Here is a 20,333-nt window from a genome sequence, read left to right as displayed (position 1 = left end):
GTTGATATGCTAGCTATAAAAATATGGAATTATTTTAGAGGATATGTTATTATTAGGGTTGAAGGGCTAACATTAGAGAGATTGTTAAATCTAGCAGCTACACATGATATCTATCTTTGGGATGTAAAAAGAGAAAATAATCTTGTATTGGAAATGAAATCCACAACTGGAGGATTTAAGGAACTAAGGGAAATCGTGAAAAAAGTAGGTTGTAGAGTAGAAATAAAACAAAAGGTAGGACTTCCATTTAGTATAATAAGATTAAAGGAAAGAAAAATGTTAGTCGTAGGTTTTTTAATGTTTTGGATGATGATTATATGGCTAACATCTACTATTTGGAATATAGAAATAATAGGAAATGAACAAACACCAAAGGAACATATAATTTCTTTGCTTAAGGATAACAATATAAATATAGGCAAACTAAAATTTAATATGAATAAAGATGATATAAAATATATGCTAATAGATAATTATGATTATTTTTCCTTCGTTTCTGTAAATATAAAAGGAACTAAAATGACTATAGAAATAAAAGAACAAGATTTGCCACCTGAAAAAGTAGATAAATCATATCCATGCCATGTAGTGGCAAAGAAGAAAGGTGTTATAGTTAAAGTTGTACCTAGGAATGGTAAAGGGGTCGTGGAGAAAGGCCAAGTAGTTAATGAGGGAGAAATCCTTATAACAGGTATAATGGCTAATGAGAATATAGAGCAACAGACCTTAGTTCATGCAGAAGGAGAAGTAATGGCATTAACTAGATATAGTAGTATTATAAAAGAGCCTATAGTAAAAAATGAAGAAAGAGAAACAGGAAAAGTATATAAGGAAAAAGGAATTAAAGTTGGAGATAAAGGTATTGTTTTTATGAAAGGAAATATTCCTTTTACCAATTATAAAGAAATAGAAATAAAAAAAGATTTAATAAATCTTCAAAAATATAATATAAGTTTTCCAATTAAAACTGTAGACTATGAATATAGAGAAGTGGAGATAAAAGAAATCAAACAGAATCTAGATTTCTTAAAAAGAGACTCTCAAATTAAGGCTACAAAAGAAATAAATGAACAGTTACCTGAAAAGGCAGAAATACAGTCAAAAAATACTAGACATCAAGTAGATGGAAATATATTAACTACTCAAGTAATAGTAGAAGTCTTAGAGGATATAGGAAGAAAAGAGATAATAGAGAGCAAGATAGAGAACAAGGAGGAGTAAGTTTGACAAACAATATAGAAGAAAATAGTATTGTAATAGAAAACAATGAAATCACAAGAGAATTATTTGGAGATTTAGATGAAAATATTGCTATAATAAAAGAAGAATTGGGAATTAATATAGCAATTAGAGAAAATGAAATAAAACTATATGGGGATAGAGTATCTATAGATTTGGGAGAAAGCTTAATTTATAATTTAATTGAGATAATTAAAAAACAGGGAAAACTTGATAAACAAGAGCTTAGATACTCTATTAAACTTTTACTAGAGGGACAAGGAGAATATGTAAAGGAACTATTAAATGAAGTAGTTTGTGTTACAGCATCAGGAAAGAGTATTAAGCCTAAAACCATAGGGCAGAAAAAATATTTAGATGCAATTAAATCCAATGATATAGTATTTGGAATTGGACCAGCAGGTACAGGAAAGACTTATTTAGCCATGGCCATGGCAGTTCAAGCTTTCAAAAATAAAGAAGTAAGCAGAATAATTCTTACAAGACCTGCCGTTGAAGCTGGAGAAAGCTTAGGTTTTTTACCTGGTGATTTGCAGGAAAAAGTAGACCCATATCTAAGACCAATTTATGATGCTCTATTTGATATTTTAGGAGGAGAATCCTATGCTAGATATATTGAAAAAGGCGTAATCGAAGTAGCCCCTTTAGCCTATATGAGAGGTAGAACGCTGGACTCCTCTTACGTTATCTTAGATGAGGCTCAAAATACTACCAATGAACAAATGAAAATGTTTCTAACTCGACTTGGATTTGGTTCAAAGGCTATTATCACTGGAGATATAACTCAAATTGACTTGGCTAAAGGAAAGGAATCGGGACTTAAGGGTATAACAAAAATATTAAGAGATATTAGAGGAATAGATTTTATATATCTAACTAAGCATGATATAGTTAGACATCCTTTAGTTCAAAGAATAATAGATGCATATGAAAGATATGAAGATACTAAAGATAAATAAAAGTATAATGATGAACCTATGGGAATAAAAACTTTGGGATAATAGAAATAAAAGATAGAAAAAATAGGTTATTGCTTATAAGTGCTATAGCAATCTTTTTTTATAGCGAAATTCCATCATGGAAGAAAAATGGAGGTATAAACCATGGAAATATATATAGATAATAGACAGAATAAAGTAAAATTGGAAGATGGAATTGAAGAAATAATAGAGAATATAGTAAAGGAAGTCTTAGATTTAGAAGAAAAATCACTAGATTGCGAGGTCAGTCTATCATTTGTAGACAATGAGGAAATAAGGGATTTAAATAGAGAATACAGAGGTGTAGATAAAGAAACAGACGTATTGTCTTTTCCCATGGAAGATGAATTTTTTCAAGAAGGACCTACTTTATTAGGAGACATAATTATTTCCTTGGAAAAGGCACTGGAACAATCACAAGATTTTGGACATTCTTTATACAGGGAAATAGCATATTTAACAGCTCATTCTATGTTTCACTTACTGGGATATGATCATATGGAAGAGGATGAAAAAGGTATAATGAGAACAAAAGAAAAAGAAGTAATGAAAAGATTAGAGATATTCAAAGAAAACAAAGGGGATTAAAATATGAAGAGAAAGTCCATAATTGATAGTTTCAATTTTGCAGTTTCAGGGATTATCATAGCCCTAAAGACTGAGAAAAATATGAAAATACACTATGCCATTGCCATTGGAGTTATAATTTTAAGTCTTTTCTTTGACTTTTCAAGGGTGGAGTTTCTTTTATTATTATTTTCCATAACTTTAGTTGTCGTTGCTGAAATGGTAAATACGGCATTAGAAAGAGTAATAGATTTAATTACACAGGACTACCACCCCTTGGCACGTTTAGTAAAGGATGTGGCAGCAGGTGCAGTCTTGATTGCAGCTATAAACTCTATAATAGTAGGATATTTACTTTTCTTCGATAGATTAAGTGAGTATACAAATTTATTATTATTTAAAATAAGGAGATCACCTATTCATCTTACTTTTGGGGCATTATTAGTAGTTATACTTTTAACCATAGGGCTTAAAGCCAAATTCTATAGAGGACATGGTACACATTTTCAAGGGGGAACAGTAAGTGGTCACTCAGCAGTATCCTTTTGTATAGCCACAATAATAGCATTTCTGGCACAAAATATGTTAATTACTACCCTAACTTTTTCTCTAGCTATTTTAGTGGGAGAAAGCAGAATTGAAGGAAAGATACATAGCCTCATGGAGGTAATACTAGGTGGAATATTAGGAATATTAATAGGAGTTTTAGTATTTCAAATCATAGGATAAGGGGGACAAAAATGAAACTAAAGACAAAAATTATTTTATTAGCAGTTTGTATAGCTTTAGTGTCAACTGGATGTAAAAAGGAAAAAATAGAAGAATCAATAGGATTAGAAACGCCAGATGATGAAGCAAAAGAAATTCAGGAGGAAGAACCAGAAAAAGTAGGTGTACCTTCACCTTTGAGTGGAATATATGCAGAGGAATCAAAAATAAATAGAAGACCTGTAGCAATCATGTTTGATAATCATAATGGTGCTAGATGGCAATCTGGATTAAAGGATGCAGAAATAGTATATGAAGCTTTAGTTGAGGCTCCTTACACTAGATATATGGGTATATATTTAATAAATGATCCAGAATCTATAGGACCTATTAGATCAGCTAGACCCTATTTTATAACATCTGCTTTAGAATATGATGCTGTTTATGTTCATGTAGGTGGAAGTGCACAGGCAAAAACAGATATTAAATCTTTAAAAATAGCAGATATAGACGGATTAAGTAGTTCCAATAAAGTGTTTTGGAGAAAATCTCATAAAAAAATGCCTCATAATCTATACTCAAGTATGGAGGTTTTAAGGACAACGCAAGAAGAAAGAAAGTATAGATTAGACGGAGAGTATAAGCCTTTTAAATTTAATGAGGATGATATGGAAATAGAAGGTAATATTGCCAATAATATTATTATTAAATATAGGAAGAATAATACTACAGAGTATAATTACGATACTGAAAATAAAATTTATACTAGAAAGAAAGATGATAAATTTCATATAGATGAATCAGATGAGACCCCTATTGTAGCTAAAAATATAATAATTCAAGAAGCAAAAACAAAAGTATTAGATAATGAAGGTAGGCTAGATATTCAATTGACAGGAGCAGGAGAAGGAAAATATATAACCAATGGTAAAGTAATAGATATAAGATGGGCAAAGACATCGAGAAATGATAAAACCATATATACAAATTTAGAAGGAGAAGAGATAACTTTAAATCCAGGGGTAACATGGATTCAAGTTGTTGAACCAAAAACAGAGATTGAAATAGAGTAGTGTTAATTGATAAAAAAGGAGGTATTTCATTGGATATAAAAGGATTAATAAGGAAAGCCTTAGAGGTTCAAAAAAGAGCATATGTGCCATATTCAAAATTTCATGTTGGAGCAGCTTTATTAACTGAAGATGATGAAATATTTACAGGATGCAATATAGAAGTAGCATCATATTCAGCTACATTATGTGCAGAGAGAACTGCCATATTTAAAGCAATATCTGAAGGACATAAAAATATAAAGGCAATAGCCATTGTAGGAGATACAGATTTTACTTATCCCTGTGGAATCTGTAGGCAAGTAATTAGGGAATTTGGCAAGGATGCTAAAATAATTATAGCAAAATCTGAAGATGAGTATAGAGAATATACATTGGAAGAACTATTACCACATAGTTTTGGACCAGATGATTTAGAGGAAGCGAAAAACAGGAGTGAAAATAATGTATAAATCAGGATTTGTAACTGTAATAGGAAGACCAAACGTTGGAAAATCAACTTTGTTAAATCAAGTCATAGGGGAAAAAATATCTATAATATCAGACAAGCCTCAAACTACAAGAAATAAAATACAATTAGTATATACAGAGGAAAACAGTCAGATAGTCTTTCTTGATACCCCAGGTATTCAGATGCCTAAAAACAAATTAGGCGAATATATGTTAAAGATTTCAAAAAGCACCTTAGAAGAAGTAGATGTAGTTACATTTATGGTAGATGATAGTATGGAAATTGGTACTATGGATAACTTAATCATAGAGGATTTAAAGAAAATATCTACTCCCATGGTTTTATTAATCAATAAAACAGATAGATTAACGGAAGAAGAAGTATTACAATTAATAGATAAATATGATAAAATGGATATGTTTGAAGATATAATACCTATATCCGCCCTAAATAATAATAATATAGAACGATATATAGAAGTATTGAAAAGTAAATTACCAGAAGGACCTCAATATTTTCCAGAAGATATGATAACAGATCAACCAGAAAGATTTGTCATATCTGAAATCATAAGGGAGAAGGCATTACTTAGTTTGGAAGAAGAAGTTCCCCATGGAATTTATGTTTCTATAGATGGAGTAAAGGAAAGGGAAAACAAGGATATAATAGATGTTTTTGCTAATATATACTGTGAAAAAGACTCCCATAAGGGCATAGTAATAGGTAAACACGGATCAAAGCTAAAGGAAATAGGACAAAATGCAAGAATGGATATAGAAGCTCTATTAGGAAGCAAGGTAAATCTCCAACTTTGGGTTAAAGTAGAAAAGAACTGGAGAGAAAGAGAAAATAAAGTAAAATACTTTGGATATAAATAATTAGGAATAGAAATGATAAGAACAGAAGGTATAGTTTTAAAAGAAATTAGATACAAAGATACATCTAAGATATTGAGTATTTATACGAAAAAATATGGAAAGATAAGTGTAATGGCTAGAGGGGCCTACAGGCCTAAATCTCAAATCATAGCTAATACTCAAGCTTTTTCTTATAATGAATATCAACTTCATAGAGGAAAAAACTTTTTTTATCTAAATCAAGCTGATATAATAGAATCTTTTTATTCCATAAGGGAAAAAATAGAGAGAGTAGGCTTTGGATACTATCTCCTTGAATTAATTGATAAATCCATACCAGATGAGCAAGAAAATCATAAAATATTTGACCTTCTACTAAAGGGATTAACTATATTATCTAAACTAGATAGGGAATATTTTAAATTTATTACAGCCTATGAGTTAAAATTCATATCATTTTTAGGATATAAACCATATCTAAATAAATGCGTATTATGTGGGAGAACTAATACAAATAATGTAAAGTTTAGTATACAAGAAGGTGGAATAATTTGCAGTAATTGTTTTGCCTTTAATTCTCCAAGTATTTATATAAATAAGGAGATGTACGAAGGTATGAACTCTCTTTTATATAGTCCCCTTGAGGATGTAGACAAAGTTATTATTTCAAAGGATTCTCTTTATAAATTACATGAAATTATGGTAGAATATATACTATATAATATAGATAGACAGAAATTTAATTCCTTAAATCTGATAAATTCTTTAGATGAGGAGCATATTTAAGTATCAGGGACTTGACAAAAAAATCAAATTTTGCTAAATTATTAATCATATAAAATCTATATACGATGATGAAGAAAGGGACAATAGAGATTATCTAAGCGAGTCTAGGATGGTGTGAGCTAGATATAATTAATATTGAATAAGGCACTTCTGAGTATACTTTATAAAGAGAATACTCCCTTGGGAGTATTAAGTAGGGTGGAACCGCGGAAGTAGACCTTTCGTCCCTATAGGGATGCTAAGGTTTTTTTGTTTTCATAAATTGTTAAACTAAGGAGGGTTTTGTATGTATTTTCAGGATTTAATGCTGAAATTACTAAATTATTGGGGAAATAAAGGATGTGTAATATTAGAACCGTATGATGTGGAAAAAGGAGCGGGAACTATGAATCCGCACACTTTTTTAAGGGCACTTGGACCAGAGCCATGGAAGGTTGTATATGTTGAGCCTTCAAGGAGACCTGCCGATGCTAGATATGGAGAAAACCCACATAGAGTTTATCAGCATCATCAACTTCAGGTAATTCTTAAGCCATCTCCTGAAGATGTACAAGAAATGTATTTAGATAGCTTAAAAGCCATAGGAATTGATCCTCTTAAACATGACATTAGATTTGTAGAGGACAACTGGGAAGCGCCAACCCTAGGAGCATGGGGATTGGGATGGGAAGTATGGCTAGATGGTATGGAGATCACTCAATTCACATATTTTCAGCAGGTAGGAAGTATCAACTGTGAATTGGAATCAGCTGAATTGACTTATGGACTAGAAAGAATAGCCATGTATTTACAAGATGTAGACAATATATTCGATATAAAATGGAATGAACATTATACTTATGGAGATATATTCAACAAAGCTGAATATGAGCAATCTGTATATAGTTTTGAAAAAGCAGATATTGATACTCTAAAAGGATTATTTAATACCTATGAAACGGAAGCGCAAAGGGTATTAGATGAAGGGCTTGTTCTGCCAAGCTATGACTATGTTCTTAAATGTTCCCATACATTTAATATATTAGATGCAAGAGGGGCCATATCTGTATCTGAAAGGACAAATTATATAGGAAGAGTAAGAAGTCTAGCAAGAATAGTTGCAGCCAAATATATTGAACAAAGGAAAGAAATGGATTATCCTCTACTGAAGAAGGAGGGTCATAGTAATGAGTAAAAAATATTTGTTAGAAATAGGCGTAGAAGAATTACCAGCAAGGTTAGTTGGAGATGCTTTAGAACAATTAAAAACTAATACTGAAAATTTATTTAAAGATGAAAGAATAAACTATGAAAATATAAATGTTTACTGCACTCCTAGAAGACTAAGTTTAATAGTTGAAGGATTAGATGCAAAACAAGAGGACTTAAAAGAAAAAGTAAAAGGACCAACAAAGAAAATAGCATTTGATGAAAACGATAGTCCAAGTAAGGCATTATTAGGATTCATGAGAGGCCAAGGAATAGACTTAGGAGCAATATATACTGAAGAATATAACGGTGTAGAATATGTTTATGCAGATGTAGTAAAGGCTGGTAAAACCATAGAAGAAATTTTAAATTTAAATATGCCTAATATAATAAAGATGATTAATTTTCCTAAATCCATGAGATGGGGAGGAAAGAATATAAGATTTGCTAGACCTATTAGATGGTTAGTTTCTTTATTAGATGATAAGATAATTTCTTTTGACTTAGAAGGAATAATAGCATCTAATATTACAAAGGGTCATAGATTCCTAGGAAGTGGAAAAATAGAAGTACCTAGCGTAGATGAGTACATGGAAATTTTAAGGAAAAACTTTGTAATATTAGACCAAGAAGAAAGAAAAGATATTATTAAATACGGGTCTGAAAAGCTGGTAAAAGAAAAAGGTGGTAATTTACCACAAGATGAAAGTCTTTTGGATGAAGTAACTAATATAGTAGAATATCCTACTCCTATAATAGGAAGAATAAAAGAAGAATATCTTTCTCTGCCTAAAGATGTAATCATAACTCCTATGAAGGAACAATTAAGATTTTTTCCGGTATTAGACGATAAAAATAGATTATTACCTTATTTCATTACTGTGAGAAATGGAAACGAAGAATATATAGAAACAGTTGTAAAAGGAAATGAAAAGGTGCTTGGTGCTAGATTAGAAGATGCTAAGTTTTTCTATATGGAGGATATTAAAAGTCCGTTAGAATCCTATGTAGAGGAGCTTAAGAAAATAACCTTCCAGGATAAATTAGGGACATTGTATGATAAGACTAAGAGAATTCAAAGCTTAGGTGTAAAAGTAGGAGAATACTTAGAAGTAGGAGAAGAAACAGAAAAGAATATAGAAAGAGCGGGATATTTATCTAAGGCAGATCTAGTTACAAAGATGGTAACTGAGTTTACAGAGCTTCAAGGTAAAATGGGTATGGAATATGCTAAGACCTCAGAAGAAAATGAAATAGTTAGCTTAGCTATATTTGAACAATATTTACCTAGATTTGCAGGGGATGAACTTCCAACTACTACAGCAGGTGCGATTTTAAGCATTGCAGATAAAGTAGATACTATAGCTGGATTATTTGCCATAGGAATTCATCCAACAGGTTCTCAGGATCCATTTGGATTAAGACGTCAAGCCCTTGGGATTATAAATATAATATTAGATAAAAAGTTAAATATATCTATTAATGAATTAGTGGAAACAGCCCTTTATTTCTATGTAGATATAAATGGATTGGCTTTTGATTATGAAAAGGTGAAGCAAGAGATAATTGAATTTTTAAATGGAAGAATAAGAAATATGTTTATAGATATTGGTATTAGATATGATATTGTAGATGCAGTAATTGGAACAAATATAGATGATGTCTATGATATGAAAATAAGAGCCAATAAATTAAATGAGTGGTTGAAGAAAGAAGGACTATCAGAAATACTATCTGCATTTAACAGAGTATCGAATTTAGCTGAAAAGGCGATTTCAGATGAAGTACAGAGAAATTTACTTACAGAAGATGAAATCGAATTATATGAGAAATTTAATAATGTAGAGGAAAAGGTAAATAATTTACTTCTTAAAAAAGAATATGATAAGGCACTAGATCAATTAGTAGTATTAAAAGAGCCTATAGATAATTTTTTTGAAAGAGTAATGGTAATGGTAGATGATGAAAAGTTAAGAAATAATAGGTTAGGATTATTAAAGAAAATATACGATACAATGGTTCAAATTTGTGACTTATCAAAGATAGTAAATAAATAACCCTTACTTATATTTTTAGACAATAAAAATATTGGGGGTGGATACTATTATTCAATTAAGTGAAAGACAAGAAAAGATAATTGACATAGTTAAAGAAAATCAGCCTATTACGTCTGAGGCTATTGCTAGTATGTTAAAACTTACAAGATCAACTTTAAGACCAGATTTGGCTATTTTGACCATGTCTGGGATACTGGATGCAAGGCCAAAGGTAGGATATTTTTATACGGGAAAAACTAGTCTTTCTTATATTTCAGAAAAGATAAAGAGTATAAAAGTTTCGGATATAAAATCCATGCCAGTAATAGTGGATGAAACCATTAGCATCTATGATGCCATAGTACTGATGTTTATAGAAGATGTAGGTTCTATTTATGTTACATCTAAAGGCTTGTTGTCAGGTGTAGTATCAAGGAAAGATTTCTTAAGAAATGCCATAGGTGGTATTGATTTAAATAAAATGCCCATTGGTATGATAATGACAAGAATGCCTAATATAGTTTATGTTGAGCCAGAAGATAGTGTTTTAGACGCAGCAATTAAGTTAATAGATCATGAAATAGATAGTTTGCCTGTAATAGAAGAAAATGTAGAAGCAAAAGGTTATAAAGTATTAGGTAGAATAACAAAAACAACAATAACAAGGCTATTCGTAGAATTAGGTAATAATGATTAAGGGGGCATAATTATGGACAAAAGCTTAACAATTTACGTACTGTCAGACTCCATAGGGGAAACGGGGGAATTATTAGCACGTGCAGCTTTAAGTCAATTTAACTCAGGAAGATATGAAGTTAGAAGATTCCCCTTTATTACAGCAGAAGATCAGATAATGGAAATATTCGAGGAAGCTAAAAATGAACCTAGTGTTATAGTCTATACAATAGTAATAGAGGAGTTAAAAAGCTTTATAAAACTTAAGGGACAGGAGTTTAATATTCCAACAGTAGACTTAATGACTCCAACTTTAAATGCAATTGAATCCATTCTTGAGTACCAGCCAAAGCGTGAATCAGGATTAATTAGAAGATTAGATGAAAATTACTTTAGAAAAGTTGAAGCTGTTGAGTTTGCTGTAAAATATGATGATGGGAAAGACCCAAGGGGAATAAAGAAATCAGATATTGTATTGGTGGGTATATCTAGAACATCTAAAACGCCTTTAAGTATGTATCTAGCACATAAGAACTTTAAGGTAGCAAATGTACCTTTAGTTCCAGAGGTACCAGCTCCAAATGAATTATTTCAAAAAGATAATAAAAGGATCATTGGACTTATTGCAAATTCAGCCAAACTAAATGAAATTAGGCAGGAAAGATTAAAATCATTAGGGCTAGGGGACAATGCAAATTATGCCAATATAGATAGAATTAATTTAGAATTAGAATATTCTAGGGAAATAATGGATAAACTTGGTTGTATGGTAATAGATGTATCCTATAAAGCTATTGAAGAAACAGCAGGTTTTGTGATAGAATATATGAAGAAAAACTTTGGAGATAAGATATTCCAATAGAAGTGTTTTAAAAACACTTCTATTTTATTTAAAAATAAAATTTATTTTATATAAAAAGAAGGATTATTGAAACTTATGTTGTATATATATATTATAGATAAATGATGTATTAGAGGGGTAAATAATGAATATAAGATTAAGGATAGAAAAGGCAGAAAAAAATAATTTATCTCAATATGCCATGCTTAGCCAAAACTCAAAGGGAAGAAAAAGTTTTGAAGAAAAATGTACTATGCGAACGGACTTTCAAAGAGATAGGGATAGAATAATCCACTCTAAATCTTTTCGCAGGTTAAAACATAAGACACAAGTATTTATAGCACCAGAGGGAGATCACTTTAGAACAAGACTAACCCATACTCTTGAGGTGGCACAAATAGGAAGGACTTTAGCAAGAGCCTTGAGATTAAATGAAGACCTGGTAGAAGCCATATCACTAGGCCATGATTTAGGACATACACCCTTTGGACATACAGGAGAAAGGGTATTAAATGAACTACATCCTAGGGGCTTCAATCATAATGAGCAATCCATACGAGTAGTAGATTTTTTAGAACGTAAGGATGATAAAATAGGACTAAATCTAACTTATGAAGTAAGAGAAGGCATAATAAATCATTCTGGCAAAAAAACCTCCAATACTTTAGAGGGACAATTAGTCAAATATTCAGATAGAATAGCTTATATTAATCACGATATAGACGATGCCATAAGAGCAGGAGTCATTAAAAGAGAGAGTTTACCAAAGAATTCTGTAGAAATTTTGGGAAAAAGTCACGGTGAAAGAATAAATACCATGATTTTAGATATAATTAAGAATAGTATAGAAAAAGATGTTATAAAGATGAGTGACGATGTAGGAGAGGCAACAAATGCCTTGAGAGATTATATGTTCCAAAATGTATATCTTAACAATAATGCAAAGTCTGAAGAATATAAAGCAGAATATGTTATAGAACAGTTATATAAATATTATTTTAAAAATATAGATGCACTACCACAAGAACATTTAAAAATTTATAAGAATATAGATTGTGATATAGAGGATATTATATGTGATTATATAGCAGGAACAACAGATAGATATGTAGTAAATTTATTTAATAATATATTTTTACCTAAGCCATGGCAAAAATATTAAAAAAAAAGAAGGATTTTTAAACTTTATGTCGAATATATTCTTATGAGGTAAAATCATTAGAAAAGATAATGGTAGGTGAGGTATTTAGGTGATAATATGACAAGTTATATAAATGATGAAACAATTGAAAAGGTACGTGAGTCTTCTGATATAGTTAATATTATTTCAGAATATGTTCAGCTGAAAAGAACAGGTGGGAACTATGTGGGATTATGTCCTTTTCATAATGAAAAAACTCCTTCATTTTCAGTATCAGATACAAAGCAATTTTTCCACTGCTTCGGCTGCGGAGAAGGTGGGGATGCTTTATCTTTTATAATGAAAGTAGAAAATCTAGAATTTCCAGAGGCAGTTAAATTTTTAGCCAATAAGCTAGGTATTGCCATAGAGGAAACAAGTTCCAAAAATCAAAAAGTAATAGATGAAAAAAACAAAGCATATGAAATTAATAAGGAAACTGCAAGGTTTTTCTTTGGTAATTTAACTAAAACTGAAGTAGGGTTAAATTATTTATATAATAGAAAAATAAACAATAAAATTATAAAGCAGTTTGGTTTAGGATATTCCTTAAATAAATGGGATGATTTATATAAATATCTTAAGTTTAGGGGATATAAAGAACCAGATATTGAAAAATTAGGATTAATAGGTAAAAAATCAAATAATGATGGATATTATGATAAATTTCGAAATAGAATTATGTTCCCCATAATCGATACTAGAGGTAGGGTAATTGGTTTTGGTGGAAGGGTCTTAGATAATTCCATGCCTAAATATTTAAATTCTCAAGAAACTCCTGTATTTAATAAAGGAGAACATCTCTACGGACTAAATTTAGTAAATAAGTTTTCCGATAAAAAAAGAATAATATTAGTAGAAGGATATATGGATGTAATTACGCTATTTAGCAAAGGTATAGATTACGCCGTAGCCAGTTTAGGAACAGCTTTAACTGATAGACAAGCAAAATTATTGAAAAGATATGGAGAGAATGTATACATTTGTTATGATTCAGATCAAGCAGGAACAAATGCTACTAATAGAGCCATAGAAGTTTTATTGAAGGAAGGAATTGACCCTAAGATAATAAGTCTTGGAAAATATAAAGATCCAGATGATTTTTTAAAAGAAAATTCAATAAATGAATTTGAAAAAATAATAAATGAATCATTCAATCATATAGATTATAGAATTTATATTAATAAGAGAAAATATAATATAGAAGAAGCAGAAGGAAAAATAAAATTTACAATTGAAATTGCAAAGATAATAAAAAGACTAAAATCTCCTATAGAAAAGGATGTTTATATAAAAAAAATTTCCAAAGAAATGAATATATCAAAAGAAGCAATAGAAAAGGAAGTATTTGGTAATACTATAAAGCACGTAGGAAATAGCAACTTTAGAGAAAAGCCTAAAGTTGATGATAAATATAAAAGGGAGAATATAGCTCCAGTTAAAATTATATTACCTTCAGCTAGTCTTACAGCTGAAATTGATTTAATAAAACTAATGATTTTTGATAAGATTTATTTTGATATGATAATTAATGAGATTTCTTTGGATGAATACACAAATATAGAGTGTAAGAAAATCCTTGAAATAATAATTGATTTATATAATGAAAATGAAACTTTAAATGAAGATTTACTATATAAAATGTCAAAGGAGATACCTAATATAAGTGAAGAATTACTCCACTTAGTATTTGAAAAAAGAATAAAATTTTCACCAGAAGATGTGGAGCAAATGATAAAAGATTTGATTAATACAATTAAGGTAAATAAATTAAGAGATAAGAGAAATGAAGTGAAAGAAGAAATAGAAAAATTGGAAAATAAATCAGAGATGAATTCCAGTGAGAAAGAAGAATTTCTTCTACTATGTATGGAGCTAACTAAGTTAAACAAAGAACTAAACCTCATGAGACATGAGGATGGGAGGTAAGGCAGTTGGATCAACAAAATAAGGATAAAGATAAAGCAAAGATAAATGTGGCTAAGATGGAGGCAGTTAAAAAATTAATTGCCAAGGGAAAGAAAGAAGGAATGCTAACATATAGTGAATTAATAGAAGTATTAGAAGATATTAATATAGATGCGGAGCAAATAGATGAGATATATCAAAATCTAGAAGGCATGGGTATCGAAGTAGTTGGGGATAAGGAAGAAGAACTATTATTGGAAAAAGACGATGTGGATGATGACTTAGAGGATAATATAGATAAAGAAGATTTGGAAGATACAGATGTAAAGGAAGACTTATCAGTTCCTAAGGGAATAAATGTAGACGATCCTGTTAGAATGTATTTAAAAGAAATAGGAAAAATACCACTACTAACTGGAGATGAGGAAATTAAACTAGCCAAGAGAATGCAAGATGGAGACGAAGAAGCCAAAAAGAAACTTGCAGAGGCTAACCTTAGATTAGTGGTAAGTATTGCTAAAAGATATGTAGGTAGAGGTATGCTTTTCTTAGATTTAATCCAAGAAGGAAATTTAGGACTGATGAAGGCAGTAGAAAAATTCGACTACGAAAAAGGATTTAAGTTTAGTACTTATGCTACATGGTGGATACGTCAAGCAATTACAAGGGCCATAGCTGACCAAGCTAGAACCATAAGAATTCCAGTTCATATGGTTGAAACAATAAATAAATTAGTTAGGGTGCAAAGACAACTAGTTCAAGAGTTAGGAAGAGATCCTAGCCCAGAAGAAATAGGTAAGGAAATGGGTATGGAAGTTGAGAGAGTTAGAGAAATAATGAAAATAGCCCAAGAACCAGTTTCATTGGAGACTCCAATTGGTGAAGAAGAAGATAGCCACCTAGGAGATTTTATCCCTGATGATGAAGTTCTAGCACCGGCAGAGGCAGCTACATTTACTATGTTAAGAGAACAATTAATAGACGTATTAGATACTTTAACCCCTAGAGAACAAAAAGTTCTAAGGCTTAGATTTGGATTAGATGATGGTAGAGCAAGAACTTTAGAGGAAGTAGGTAAAGAGTTTGAAGTTACAAGGGAGAGAATTAGACAAATAGAAGCTAAGGCTCTAAGAAAGTTACGTCACCCAAGCAGATCTAAAAAATTAAAGGATTTCTTAGAATAAAAAGGTTCGCCTAAGGCGAATCTTTATTATATTCAATATAATTGTAGTGGTGACTATATCTACAACTTAGAAAGGAAGGAAACAATGAAATTATCGCAAAGATTACAAGCCATAGCAAACCTTGTACCTAATAACTCAATAGTAGCAGATATAGGTACAGACCATGGATATATACCAGCATATTTGATTCAAAATAATATTTCTAAAAAGATAATAGGTACAGATATATCAAAGGGATCTTTGGAAAAAATAATAGATTATATAAAAGAATTAGAAATAGAACATAAGGTAGATACTAGACTAGGTGATGGGCTACAAGTCATAAAACCTTATGAAATAGATACAGTAATTATTGCAGGTATGGGTGGGTTATTAATTCGAGATATACTCGAGAAAGATAAGAAAGTGTCAGATTCCATAGTTGACTTTATATTACAGCCCATGGTGGCTTCAAAGGAGCTAAGACAATATTTAATAGAAAATAAATTTGAAATTATAGAAGAAGATTTAGTAAAGGAAGAAAATAAGTACTATGAAATAATCCATGCAAGAAAGGGATTATCCTTTGTAGAAAGAGAAATATATTATGAAATTAGTCAATTATTAATTAAAGAAAAACATCCTTTATTGAAAGAATTTATAGAAGAAAAGATAGCAGCAACTAAAAAAATAATGGAAGAAATAAAGGGTATAAATTCAGAAAAATCCCAGGAAAGATATTTAGAGCTAAAGAATTCCTTAGAAGAATATGAGGGGGTGCTAAAGGAAATTGGAAGCTAAAGAAATAATCAACTTGATGAATGCTTGGGCATCGCCTGAATTAATTGATCACTGGGATAATACTGGTTTTCAAATAGGTGATGACAGTAAAGAAGTAAGTAGAATATTAGTTGCCTTGGACTTAAGTGAAAAGGTTTATGAAAAGGCAGTAGAAGAAAACTTCCATATGATAATAACCCATCACCCTATTATATTTAAGCCTATGAACAGGATAACTACGTTAAATCATAAGGAGAAGCTTATATATAATTTAATTAAAAATGAAATAGTGGTATATAATGCCCATACAAACTTAGATAGAGCTGAAGGGGGAGTGAATCACCAACTAGGAAAGATTCTTGAACTAAAAGATGCTAAGCCCTTGCATTTAACAAATTTAAGTTTCGAAAAGCCCTCTGGATATGGGAGAATAGGAAATATAGAAGAAATAAAATTAATGGATTATATAAAGGTTATAAAAGAAAAGTTGGAGACTGAAAATCTAATAGTATATGGAAATCAAGAAAGAACTATAAAAAGAGTTGCAGTCTGCGGTGGTAGTGGTGCTGAGTTTATATATGATGTATATAAAGAAAATGCAGATATTTATATAACAGGAGATATAAAATATCACGAAGCTCAAATAGGTGATGAACTAGGTCTAACCATAATAGATGCAGGCCATTATCATACAGAAAAGGTTATATTGCCGGCTATAAAAGAGTATTTAGAGATGAAAAGAAAAAATAGTTTATATATAGAGGTATATGATAATCCAAGTCCATTTTATAAAGTATATTAAATTGAATATTTAATGATTTTAAGGATAAGATAAAGATAAGAAAGAGAGATTATGTAAATCATAGAAAATATATCCTTTGCATATTTTGACGATTTATGTTATATTATATATCTAGATTATGAGTAAGTTGAGTGGTCGCGTGTGGAAACACATGAGGAAAGTCCGTGCTCCATAGGGCAGGATGCTGGATAACGTCCAGTGGGGGTGACCCTAAGGATAGTGCAACAGAGAGATACCGCCTAGATTTACTAGGTAAGGGTGGAAAGGCGAGGTAAGAGCTCACCAGCATTTAGGTGACTAAATGGCTATGTAAACCCCATCTGGAGCAAGACCAAAAGGGAACATAAGAAGGCGGTTGCCCGCTGCCGTTCCAGAGGTAGGTCGCATGAACCTATTGGTAACGATAGGTCTTAGATAGATGACCATTTAAACAGAACACGGCTTATAGACTTACTCATACAATACATATAAAACACTTGATTTTAGTCAGGTGTTTTTTGCTATTTATGAAATACTACCCACTCATGTTTTCCTCTTATCCTTGTGTTTACTTTATTAGACCATATATAGCCTAAAAGCTAAAATTATTGTCTAATTTTTGAGGGTACTTCAATATTTAAATCATATAATATATTTAATACATCTAATATATTATTTATTATAATTTACTAGGAGTTAATATCAGATATATTAAATATATTAGGTACTAAATGATTTATTATTTGACATTAGAGAATATATTCTTTAATCATATATATTTGATCTTAAACCCTAATAAAATATATAATATATAATAGTAAGATTTAATAAATATTATACTTACAATATTAGATTTACCCTATTTACCGACATCTATAGGGACATTATTTTCGACCGAATAAAACAAGTTAGTATATATATCCGAAAATAATAAAATTTAAGTTTTTATACAGGAGTGCTTTAATATATAAATATAGACCAATAAAGATTTTTATAAATAAATTAAATTTAATAGAAATAAATGATTATCTGTAAAAATTTGTAAAATATCTATATATGATGACGTAGAACTAAGACAAATTTTAAGAAATTCCAGCAATAAAAAAAAGATTGCTGGAATTCTTTATTTTTTCCACTAAAAAGGATATAATCATAAGTAGTACATAACAGATTGGAGGAATTCATATGCAAGCCATAAGGAATAAAATTCATGAATTAGCAAAGAAACATAACTCAGAAGTTAATGCAGAAATATTAGCAGATACACTTTTTTATAGATTAACTATTATCCGTTTAGGAGAAGAGGATAATAATGTGTGGTGGGAGTCTAGTATCTTAGGTGAAGTAGGACGAAGAAACTTAGAGAAGTTTTTCCCTAATACTTTTCATAAGCAACGTTATGATATTGCAAGAAAGATAATAATTCAAAAAGAAAATAGAGAAATTGCTAAAAAAAGATTCACTACGTTGTTTAATTTTGGATATGAGTTTGAGAGTAAGATATTTACTCCATTTATAAGGGAAATATCAAACTCTAATGGTTGGCAAGAAGTATTAGATATGATTGAAAATATCAAGGACAAAAAGTTTACAGACCCATGGGCTAGAGAATTTTTTAATCTACCTAAATTAACTACTCATACTTTAGATGATAAAAAGACTATAGAATTAGGTAGCATAAGCGAAACTTTTTACAAAAATAAAGAAAACTTTGAAGATGTAATAAAATCATTTATATCAATTTATGATTTATGCACGCTAGGAAGCGTTGTAACTCCATACTATATGAGAAGGATGGCTATATAATGGAATCAAAGGATTACAGATCTAGTATTAAAGTGGTAGGTACAGTTCTACCAGACACAAAACTAATATTAAAAAAATATCTAGAATTAAAAGATGTAGAACTTTTAAGAAAAGAGGTACTCGATAATAATTTAATCTTGAAAACTTCAAAAAGAAGAGCAGAGACAATATTTTACGAGTTAAGAAAAAGATATTTATACAATCAATTAGATGGCTATAAAGAAACTTCGTTTATCTATTCTTTGAAAAAGATTGATTCAGATAGTATTATCAACCTCCTTTTATACTACTATTTATGCAAGGAAGAAAGAATCATATACGAATATATAGCAAATCTAGTATATGAAAAATATACAGATGGCTTTTTAGGGATATCTTCAGCGGACACTACAGAGTTTATTTTAGGTCTTGCTGATAAAGATGAAAATGTATCTAAATGGTCAGAAAGGACCATTAACGATGTACGTTCAGGTATGATGGGAGTATTAAAGGAATTTGGTTTTATTGATAGTAGAAAAAGACCTACATTTAATAAACCATTTATTCCATCAATAATTTTTTACTATGTTTTATATATGAATAAAGATAATATTAAAACTACAGAAGATGTATATAAATGCAAGGATTTACATTTGTTTTTGTTATTAGAAAGCGACATTCATATGTTACTTGAAGAAGCATATAGAAATGGAGTTTTAGACTTTGGAAGAGAAGAACCTAAAACTTTAATATATAAATATAAAACTATGAAGGAGATAATAGATGGCTACGTTAATGGAGAAATACACTAAGATAACAGAGTTAATCAATAATGATAGCCTTGCTTGGGTACGACATTCAGGAGTTCCTTTTGTCATTTGTCCATATGAAAAAGAGGAACATAAGGATGTTATGTATATAATAAACAAATTGCAACAGGAAATAGAAGCGTTTCATATAGAATTGATAAATATGGAGCAACTTTTATTTGATATTATAGAGGAATACGAGACTATAGAGGGCATTATCCAATTAGAAAAGATAGAAGAAGACATTGACATGGTAGAGGAATTAGGAGAATTTTTATTAGAAAAAGTAAGGTCTCACTTCATATCCAAGGCAAAAGAAATAGGTCCTAAAGGAAGAATATTGGTGACTAGAGTAGGGGCAACGGCTATATACTTTAACTTTATAAGATTACTATCTTATTTAGAAGGAAGAGTTCAAATTCCAGTCGTATTCTTTTATCCGGGGAGTTATGACAGATTCTCAGTAACACTATTGGACGAATATAAGGAAACTGCCCTTAGGGCTTTAATAATATAGAAAGGGGTCAAG

At 30.3% G+C, this 20,333-nt stretch carries 20 protein-coding genes and 1 other RNA gene; all 21 read left to right on the top strand.

What is annotated here, in order from left to right:
• The first annotated feature begins 6 nt into the window (after positions 1-6).
• The 21 genes from yqfD (at position 7) to RBU61_RS11000 (ending at position 20,321) form a co-directional block, all read left to right on the top strand.
• Positions 7-1,221 (top strand): sporulation protein YqfD, encoded by a 1,215-nt coding sequence (gene yqfD, locus RBU61_RS11100; protein ID WP_308875475.1) that lies wholly within the window; start codon positions 7-9, stop codon positions 1,219-1,221.
• A 2-nt stretch (positions 1,222-1,223) separates the two neighbouring features.
• A complete protein-coding gene (locus RBU61_RS11095) occupies positions 1,224-2,198 on the top strand; it encodes a PhoH family protein (protein ID WP_308875474.1) in 975 nt (324 codons plus the stop codon).
• A gap of 144 nt (positions 2,199-2,342) precedes the next feature.
• Positions 2,343-2,807, top strand: a complete 465-nt coding sequence (ybeY, locus tag RBU61_RS11090; protein WP_308875473.1) for an rRNA maturation RNase YbeY — start codon at positions 2,343-2,345, stop codon at positions 2,805-2,807.
• Between the two features lie 3 nt (positions 2,808-2,810).
• Complete coding sequence (locus RBU61_RS11085) at positions 2,811-3,515, top strand: diacylglycerol kinase (protein WP_308875472.1); 705 nt, start codon at positions 2,811-2,813, stop codon at positions 3,513-3,515.
• Positions 3,516-3,526: 11 nt separating this feature from the next.
• Entirely contained in the window at positions 3,527-4,567 is a 1,041-nt protein-coding gene (locus tag RBU61_RS11080) for a DUF3048 domain-containing protein (RefSeq protein WP_308875471.1), read from the top strand.
• Positions 4,568-4,596: 29 nt separating this feature from the next.
• On the top strand, positions 4,597-5,016 hold the full coding sequence (locus tag RBU61_RS11075) for a cytidine deaminase (RefSeq protein ID WP_308875470.1): 420 nt from the start codon (positions 4,597-4,599) through the stop codon (positions 5,014-5,016).
• Positions 5,009-5,893 (top strand): GTPase Era, encoded by an 885-nt coding sequence (gene era / locus RBU61_RS11070; RefSeq protein ID WP_308875469.1) that lies wholly within the window; start codon positions 5,009-5,011, stop codon positions 5,891-5,893. The genes RBU61_RS11075 and era overlap by 8 nt, the downstream gene beginning before the upstream one ends.
• Before the next feature lie 12 nt (positions 5,894-5,905).
• Positions 5,906-6,658: a DNA repair protein RecO gene (recO, locus tag RBU61_RS11065; RefSeq protein ID WP_308875468.1), complete on the top strand. Its 753-nt coding sequence runs from the start codon at positions 5,906-5,908 to the stop codon at positions 6,656-6,658.
• 286 nt (positions 6,659-6,944) lie between these two features.
• On the top strand, positions 6,945-7,832 hold the full coding sequence (gene glyQ, locus RBU61_RS11060; RefSeq protein WP_308875467.1) for a glycine--tRNA ligase subunit alpha: 888 nt from the start codon (positions 6,945-6,947) through the stop codon (positions 7,830-7,832).
• Positions 7,825-9,903 (top strand): glycine--tRNA ligase subunit beta, encoded by a 2,079-nt coding sequence (gene glyS / locus RBU61_RS11055; protein ID WP_308875466.1) that lies wholly within the window; start codon positions 7,825-7,827, stop codon positions 9,901-9,903. Before glyQ ends, glyS begins: the two co-directional genes overlap by 8 nt.
• A 37-nt stretch (positions 9,904-9,940) precedes the next feature.
• A complete protein-coding gene (locus tag RBU61_RS11050) occupies positions 9,941-10,579 on the top strand; it encodes a helix-turn-helix transcriptional regulator (protein ID WP_308875465.1) in 639 nt (212 codons plus the stop codon).
• 12 nt (positions 10,580-10,591) lie between these two features.
• The gene (locus RBU61_RS11045) at positions 10,592-11,419 is read left to right on the top strand and encodes a pyruvate, water dikinase regulatory protein (protein ID WP_308875464.1); all 828 of its coding nucleotides are present in this window, start codon (positions 10,592-10,594) and stop codon (positions 11,417-11,419) included.
• A 124-nt stretch (positions 11,420-11,543) separates the two neighbouring features.
• Positions 11,544-12,560, top strand: a complete 1,017-nt coding sequence (locus tag RBU61_RS11040; protein ID WP_308875463.1) for a deoxyguanosinetriphosphate triphosphohydrolase — start codon at positions 11,544-11,546, stop codon at positions 12,558-12,560.
• Between the two features lie 96 nt (positions 12,561-12,656).
• Positions 12,657-14,507 (top strand): DNA primase, encoded by a 1,851-nt coding sequence (gene dnaG, locus RBU61_RS11035; RefSeq protein ID WP_308875462.1) that lies wholly within the window; start codon positions 12,657-12,659, stop codon positions 14,505-14,507.
• A 5-nt stretch (positions 14,508-14,512) separates the two neighbouring features.
• Entirely contained in the window at positions 14,513-15,670 is a 1,158-nt protein-coding gene (rpoD, locus tag RBU61_RS11030) for an RNA polymerase sigma factor RpoD (protein WP_374212443.1), read from the top strand.
• 84 nt (positions 15,671-15,754) lie between these two features.
• A complete protein-coding gene (locus RBU61_RS11025) occupies positions 15,755-16,450 on the top strand; it encodes a class I SAM-dependent methyltransferase (protein WP_308875461.1) in 696 nt (231 codons plus the stop codon).
• Positions 16,440-17,231, top strand: coding sequence for a Nif3-like dinuclear metal center hexameric protein (locus tag RBU61_RS11020; protein ID WP_308875460.1), 792 nt, complete (start codon positions 16,440-16,442; stop codon positions 17,229-17,231). Before RBU61_RS11025 ends, RBU61_RS11020 begins: the two co-directional genes overlap by 11 nt.
• A gap of 119 nt (positions 17,232-17,350) precedes the next feature.
• Positions 17,351-17,692, top strand: an RNA gene (gene rnpB, locus RBU61_RS11015) — RNase P RNA component class A.
• 703 nt (positions 17,693-18,395) lie between these two features.
• Positions 18,396-19,016, top strand: coding sequence for a BrxE family protein (locus RBU61_RS11010; RefSeq protein WP_308875459.1), 621 nt, complete (start codon positions 18,396-18,398; stop codon positions 19,014-19,016).
• Entirely contained in the window at positions 19,016-19,807 is a 792-nt protein-coding gene (locus tag RBU61_RS11005) for a BrxA family protein (RefSeq protein ID WP_308875458.1), read from the top strand. Before RBU61_RS11010 ends, RBU61_RS11005 begins: the two co-directional genes overlap by 1 nt.
• Entirely contained in the window at positions 19,779-20,321 is a 543-nt protein-coding gene (locus RBU61_RS11000) for a BREX protein BrxB domain-containing protein (protein WP_308875457.1), read from the top strand. Before RBU61_RS11005 ends, RBU61_RS11000 begins: the two co-directional genes overlap by 29 nt.
• Positions 20,322-20,333 lie beyond the last annotated feature (12 nt).

It is taken from the genome of Tissierella sp. MB52-C2 (assembly GCF_030931715.1).
Classification (GTDB): Bacteria; Bacillota; Clostridia; order Tissierellales; family Tissierellaceae; genus Tissierella.
Note: the sequence above shows the minus strand (reverse complement) of the source record. Positions and strands in the feature narration are given on the sequence as shown.